Below are 5,975 nucleotides of genomic sequence, written 5' to 3'. Positions count from 1 at the left end.
CGGCAGCCGCACCGCGCCGTCGGGCACCGCCACCCAGGGATGCCGCCGCTCCTCGAACACGCTGCGCAGCGGCGGCGGCGTGGCGGGATCGGCGAACAGGCCGGCCGGGATGGCGATCAGGCCGGGGTTGATGGCAGCGGTGAAGCAGATGGTGCTGCCGCAATTGGGGCAGAAACGATTGACCAGTTCGCGGCCCTTGTCGCTCAGATGCACGAATTCCCGCGTCTCGCCGCTGATCGTCACGTCGGCCTCGGCCAGCCACACCGCCATGCCGAACGGCGAGCCACTGCGCCGCTGGCAATCGGCGCAATGGCAAATGTTGACCATCGCCGGATCGGCGGCCAGCGCCACGCGGACGCCGCCGCACAGGCACTGGCCCTCCCGGTTCATTTCTTCAGTTCGCGGGCCAGGGCCTTCTGCGTCTTCTCGCCATAGGGCGGCTTGAAGCCGGCGAGGCCCGCCAGGTCGATCTTGGGCTGGCTATAGACGGCCTTGGGATGGCTGAATTCCTTGAAGCCATCATGGCCGTGGTAATTGCCCATGCCGGCCGGGCCGATGCCGCCGAACGGCAGGTCTTCGGCCGAGACATGGAAGATCACGTCGTTCACCGTCACGCCGCCCGAAATGGTGCGATCGAGCACGCGGCGCTGTTCCAGTTCATCCTGGCCGAACCAGTAGAGGCCGAGCGGCCGGTCGCGGCGGTTGATCTCGTCAATGGCGCCATCCACCGCCTTGTAGGTGCGCACCGGCAATAGCGGCCCGAAGATTTCCTCCTGCATCACCGTCATTTCATCGGTGGCGCCGCGGATGATGTGCAGCGGCATCTTGTTGGTGTTCTGCTTGGAAAAATCCTCGTTGGCCGGGTTGACCACCACCACGTCGGCCCCCTTGGCGCGGGCGTCTTCCACATGCGCTTCCAGCCGCTCGCGGTGGCGGGCGCCGAGCACGCTGGTGTAATCCGGGTTGGCCAGCATGGTCGGATACATCTTCGCGGTCGCCGCCTTCAGCCCTTCGACGATCTCGCCCTCCTTCTCCTCGGGCACCAGCAGATAGTCGGGCGCCAGGCAGATCTGGCCGGCGTTCATCAGCTTGCCCATCGCCACGCGCTCGGTGGCGGCGGCCACGTCGGCAGAGCGGCTGATGATCGTGGGCGACTTGCCGCCGAGTTCCAGCGTCAGCGGCACCAGATTCTTCGCAGCAGCGGCCATCACGTGTCGGGCCACCGACGTGGCGCCGGTAAAGATGATGTGATCGAAGGCCAGCTCCGTGAAGGCCCGACCCACCTCCGGCCCGCCGGTGATCACTGCGATCTCGGTCGCGTCAAAGGCGGCTTCGAGCACTTCCTTCATCAGGGCCGATGTGACCGGCGTATATTCCGAAGGCTTGATCATCGCCCGGTTGCCGGCGGCCAGCACCCCGGCCAGCGGCGCGAAGGTGAGGTTCACCGGGAAATTCCACGGGCTGATGATGCCCACAACGCCCTTGGGCTGCCATTCCACGCGCGCCTTGGCCCCCAGCAGACCCAACGGGAAGTCCAGCTTGCGCTTTTCCGGGCGCATCCACGCATCCAGATGCTTCAGCGCATGCTTGATCGGCTTGATCGACGACATGATGTCGGTGACCAGGCTGAGTTCGGTCGAGCGGTGGCCGAAATCCTCGCTCATCGCGGCGGCAAAGCGCTCCTTGTTGTTCAGCACCACATCCAATGCGCGGTTCAGCCGGTCCCGCCTTGTGGCCGCGGTCACCGGCAGTTCGGCGGTGAAGCTGGCCCGCTGCGCATCGAGCACCGCCTTCATCGCGGCGGCATCGCGGGCATCCCATTCGGCGGTCTTGGCTACAGTGGCCATGGTCGTTCTCCCCATCTTGCCGAGACAGCCTATGCCGGCGCAGTCCATTCGCCAAGCTGCGCCCTTTCGTCAGGCTGGCGGAGGCCAGAGAGTTGCGGCATCGTTGCGACAACAAGCAATTTTCGGGGATGGATGCATGACCAACTGGCCTGCGATGTCGATTGCACAGGCGCACGCGCTGCTCACCGCGCCGGGGCAGCCGCTGGAAATGGAGACCGTCAGCATCCAGGGCCGGCCCACGCGGGTCTGGAAGAACGCGCCGGCGTCGTTGGCGCACTGCTTCGCCGCCGGCCGCGCCCATGGCGACAAGGTCTTCATGGTGCTCGACGACGAACGGGTGACCTATGAAGCCTTCGCCCGCGCCACGCTGGCGCTGGCCGAACAGCTGAAGGCCGACGGCCTGAAGAAAGGCGACCGCGTTGCCGTGGTGATGCGCAACATCCCGGAATGGCCGGTGGCCTTCTATGCCGCCACCCTGTGCGGGGCGATCGTCACGCCATTGAACGCCTGGTGGACCGGCGGCGAGCTGGAATATGGCCTGACCGACAGCGGCACCAAGATCCTGCTCATCGATGCCGAGCGCTACAACCGCATCGCCGAGCATCTGCCCAACTGCCCCGACCTCGAGACCATCTATGTCACCCGCGCCAGCGAGATGGAGCTGGGCGATCCGCGCGCGCGCCGGCTGGAAGAGGTGATCGGCTGGCCGATGGACTGGGCCTCGCTGAAGGATCGCGCCATCCCGGCCGAGGCGCTTGAGCTGCAGCCCGAAGATGACGCCACCATCTTCTACACCAGCGGCACCACCGGCAAACCCAAGGGCGCATTGGGCACCCACCGCAACATCTGCTCCAACATCATGGCCAGCGCCTGTTCGCAGGCCCGCAGCTTCCTGCGCCGCGGTGAGCAGCCGCCGGTGGCCGACCCCAACGCGCCGCAGAAGGCGACCCTGCTCAGCGTGCCCTTCTTCCACGCCACCGGCTGCCACGCCGTGCTCAATCCCAGCCTTGTCGCCGGGGTGAAGCTGGTGCTGATGAAGAAGTGGGATGTCGTGCAGGCGATGCAGCTGATCGAGCGCGAGCGCATCAGCTCCTGCGGCGGCGTGCCGACCATCGCCTGGCAGATCCTCGAGCACCCTGACCGTCACAAATATGACCTGTCGAGCCTGGAGGCCGTCAGCTACGGCGGCGCGCCGTCCGCGCCCGAACTGGTCCGCCAGATCGCCAAGGAGTTCAAGGCCAAGCCCGGCAACGGCTGGGGCATGACCGAAACCAGCGCCACCTTCACCCACCACATGGCCGAGGATTATGAGCATCGGCCCGACAGCTGTGGCCCGCCGGTGCCGGTGTGTGATCTCGAGGTGCGCGATGCCGACGGCAAGGTGCTGGGCGCCAACCAGGTCGGCGAACTCTATGGCTATGGCCCCAACGTGGTAAAGCTCTACTGGAACAAGCCCGAAGCCACGGCGGCGACCTTCATTGACGGCTGGGTGCGCACCGGCGACCTCGCCCGCATCGACGAGGAAGGCTTCTGCTTCATCATCGACCGCGCCAAGGACATGCTGATCCGCGGCGGCGAGAATATCTACTGCGTCGAGGTCGAGAACGCGCTGTATGAACACCCGGCGGTGATGGACGCCGCCCTGGTCGGCCGCCCGCACAAGACGCTGGGTGAGGAGCCGGTGGCGTTTGTGACGCTGAAAGAGGGCGCCGATGCCAGCGAGGAGGAATTGCGCGCCTTCGTCGCCGCGCGCCAGGCCGCCTTCAAGGTGCCGGTCGCCATCCACTTCAGCCGCGAACCGCTGCCGCGCAACGCCAACGGCAAGATCTTGAAGACGGAGCTCAAGAAGCAGGTGGCCGGGGGTTGAACCTGGGGCTGCGTTCCCCCGGCCATCCGGCCCTATTGCTCGTTGGTCGAGAAGCTGCCGTCTGCCTGCAGCCGGCGCGGGCCGCCGGTGGGCGGCGGCGCGGTCTTGGGCCAGCGCGCGACGAGAAAGCGATCGCGCGGGAAGCGCTTGACGTTGACCGCGTCGCCCTGGTTGCCGCCCAATATGTGGAAGGCAGACGCATCCTCGCCAACATAGAAGCCGACATGGCCTTTCCCGCTGGCCCGGCTTTCGCGCCAGAAGGTCATCACGGCGCCGGGCTGGGGCGTGCAGGCAACGCCGAACTGGCTCCAGTTGCGCGCGCCGAGCGGATTGATCGGCAAGGGCTCGCCTGGCAGGGTGAGGCCGATGCAGTGGGCGACGAACAGGCCGCACCAGGGCGTCTCGTCATTGTTGTAGGCGATGCGCAGCCGCTTCGCCCAGCCGATGATCAGCGGGTTGGAAGCGGGGCTGGTATCCTCGTGCACGCCGATGGCGCGCTGGGCTTCGGTGAACCAGGGCGTCGACAGGCTGGAAAGCGGATCGGCGGCGGCCTTCACCTCGCTGGCACCGAGTTTCCCCAAAGTGTCCGGACCGGCGACGCCATCGACATCAAGGCCGACGCTGGCCTGGAAGGCGCGGATGGCGGCGATGGTGTTGCGGCCCATCGCCCCGTCGATATCGCCGGGATCAAAGCCCCTGGCCTTGAGCGCTTTCTGCAGTTCAAGTGTGGTCATGGCACAGTTCCCCCGTTGGTGGCTGACCCCGACCCGAACCAGATGCTACCATGCGCCGCGCCTGTAGGACAGATGGGTTGCTTGCGTTATGGAGACCAGCGAATCAGCTCCATGAAGGCCTGCTCACGATGAAATTCTTTGCCGACACCGCCGACGTTGCCGACATCAAGGACCTTGCCGCCACCGGCCTGCTCGATGGTGTCACCACCAATCCCAGCCTGATCGCCAAATCCGGCCGCAACTTCCTGGAAGTGGTGAAGGAAATCTGCGGGATCGTCGATGGCCCGGTGTCGGCCGAAGTCGTCGCCCCCGATCACGCCACCATGATGAAGGAAGCCGCCGTGCTGCGGGCGCTGGCGCCCAACATCTGCATCAAGCTGCCGCTCACCATCGATGGCCTCAAGACCTGCAACGCGCTCACCGCCGAGGGCGTGAAGACCAACGTGACCTTGTGCTTCTCGGCCAACCAGGCGCTGCTCGCCGCCAAGGCCGGCGCGACCTATATTTCGCCGTTCGTTGGCCGCCTCGACGACATCGGCCACGACGGGATGGAGCTGATCCAGGACATCCGCACCATCTACGACAATTATGATTTCAAGACCGAGATCCTGGTCGCCAGCGTGCGCAGCCCGGTCCATGTGCTGGCCGCTGCGCGCATCGGCGCCGATGTGGCCACCATGCCGCCGGCAGTGATCCGCCAGCTCGCCAACCATGCCCTTACCGACAAGGGCCTGGCTGCGTTCGAGGCGGATTGGGCCAAGACGGGCCAGAGCATCCTGTGAGGGCGATCCTCTGAGCGCCGCGGCCGAGCCCCTGGCCGGCCTCATCGGCCGCTTCCTCGCCTATTCGGGCGACCAGCGCCGGCTGTCGGTCCACACGCTGCGGGCCTATGGCCTGACGCTGGAGCGCTTTGACGATTTCCTCTCCACCCACCTCGGCGGCGCGGTCACCGGCGGCCGGCTGGCGACCCTCAGCGCTGCTGATTTGCGCGCCTTCCTGGCGATGCGGCGCGAGGAGGGGTTGGCGGCGCCGTCGCTGGCCCGCGATGTCTCGGCGCTGAAGGGCTTCTTTGCCTGGGCGCGGCGCAACGAAGGCCTGGCCTGCGATGCCATCGCTGCCCTCAAGGCACCGAAACAGCCGCGCCGGCTGCCGCGCGCCGTCACCCCGGCCGATGTGCGGCAGCTGGTCGATGTGGTGGGCGATGCCGCCACGCTGCCCTGGCTCGCCGCGCGCGACATGGCGGTGCTGCTGCTGCTCTATGGCGCCGGCCTGCGCATCGGCGAGGCGCTGTCATTGACCGGCGCGGCGCTGCCGCTGGGGCCGGTGATCCAAGTGACCGGCAAGCGCGCCAAGACGCGGGTGGTGCCGCTGCTGCCGCAGGTGCGCGCCGCCATTTTGGACTATGTCGAAAAATGCCCGTTCGACCTGGGCCAGGATGGCCCGCTGTTCCGCGGGGTGAAGGGCGGCGCGCTCGATCCCGGCACGGTGCGCCGCGCGGTGCAGGCGGCGCGCGCCGCGATGGGGCTG

6 protein-coding genes are annotated in these 5,975 nt (G+C 67.0%); 3 read left to right on the top strand and 3 right to left on the bottom strand.

Translation table 11 applies throughout. The features are described 5' to 3' along the window. Together GJ693_RS13085 and GJ693_RS13080 are read right to left on the bottom strand one after the other, a co-directional pair. Positions 1-390, bottom strand: a 390-nt coding sequence (locus GJ693_RS13085; protein WP_156256731.1) for a GFA family protein, incomplete at its 3' end; no start/stop codon positions are given. Continuing rightward, on the bottom strand, positions 387-1,847 hold the full coding sequence (locus GJ693_RS13080) for a coniferyl aldehyde dehydrogenase (protein WP_156256730.1): 1,461 nt from the start codon (positions 1,845-1,847) through the stop codon (positions 387-389). The genes GJ693_RS13085 and GJ693_RS13080, both read right to left, overlap by 4 nt. A 136-nt stretch (positions 1,848-1,983) precedes the next feature. Here GJ693_RS13080 and GJ693_RS13075 point away from each other — a divergent pair, with 136 nt between their 5' ends. Continuing rightward, on the top strand, positions 1,984-3,714 hold the full coding sequence (locus tag GJ693_RS13075; RefSeq protein ID WP_156256729.1) for a class I adenylate-forming enzyme family protein: 1,731 nt from the start codon (positions 1,984-1,986) through the stop codon (positions 3,712-3,714). Positions 3,715-3,746: 32 nt separating this feature from the next. Here GJ693_RS13075 and GJ693_RS13070 read toward each other — a convergent pair whose 3' ends face one another. Beyond that, positions 3,747-4,448 (bottom strand): NlpC/P60 family protein, encoded by a 702-nt coding sequence (locus GJ693_RS13070; RefSeq protein WP_156256728.1) that lies wholly within the window; start codon positions 4,446-4,448, stop codon positions 3,747-3,749. Between the two features lie 128 nt (positions 4,449-4,576). Between GJ693_RS13070 and fsa the strand changes: the two genes are divergently transcribed. Both fsa and GJ693_RS13060 read left to right on the top strand, forming a co-directional pair. Further along, on the top strand, positions 4,577-5,230 hold the full coding sequence (gene fsa / locus GJ693_RS13065; RefSeq protein ID WP_156256727.1) for a fructose-6-phosphate aldolase: 654 nt from the start codon (positions 4,577-4,579) through the stop codon (positions 5,228-5,230). After that, positions 5,160-5,975, top strand: an 816-nt coding sequence (locus tag GJ693_RS13060) for a site-specific integrase (RefSeq protein ID WP_156256726.1), incomplete at its 3' end; no start/stop codon positions are given. The genes fsa and GJ693_RS13060, both read left to right, overlap by 71 nt.

Origin of the sequence: Sandarakinorhabdus oryzae (genome assembly GCF_009733735.1) — a bacterium.
GTDB classification, from domain to species: domain Bacteria; phylum Pseudomonadota; class Alphaproteobacteria; order Sphingomonadales; family Sphingomonadaceae; genus Sandarakinorhabdus; species Sandarakinorhabdus oryzae.
This window is presented reverse-complemented; position numbering and strand designations above follow the sequence as displayed.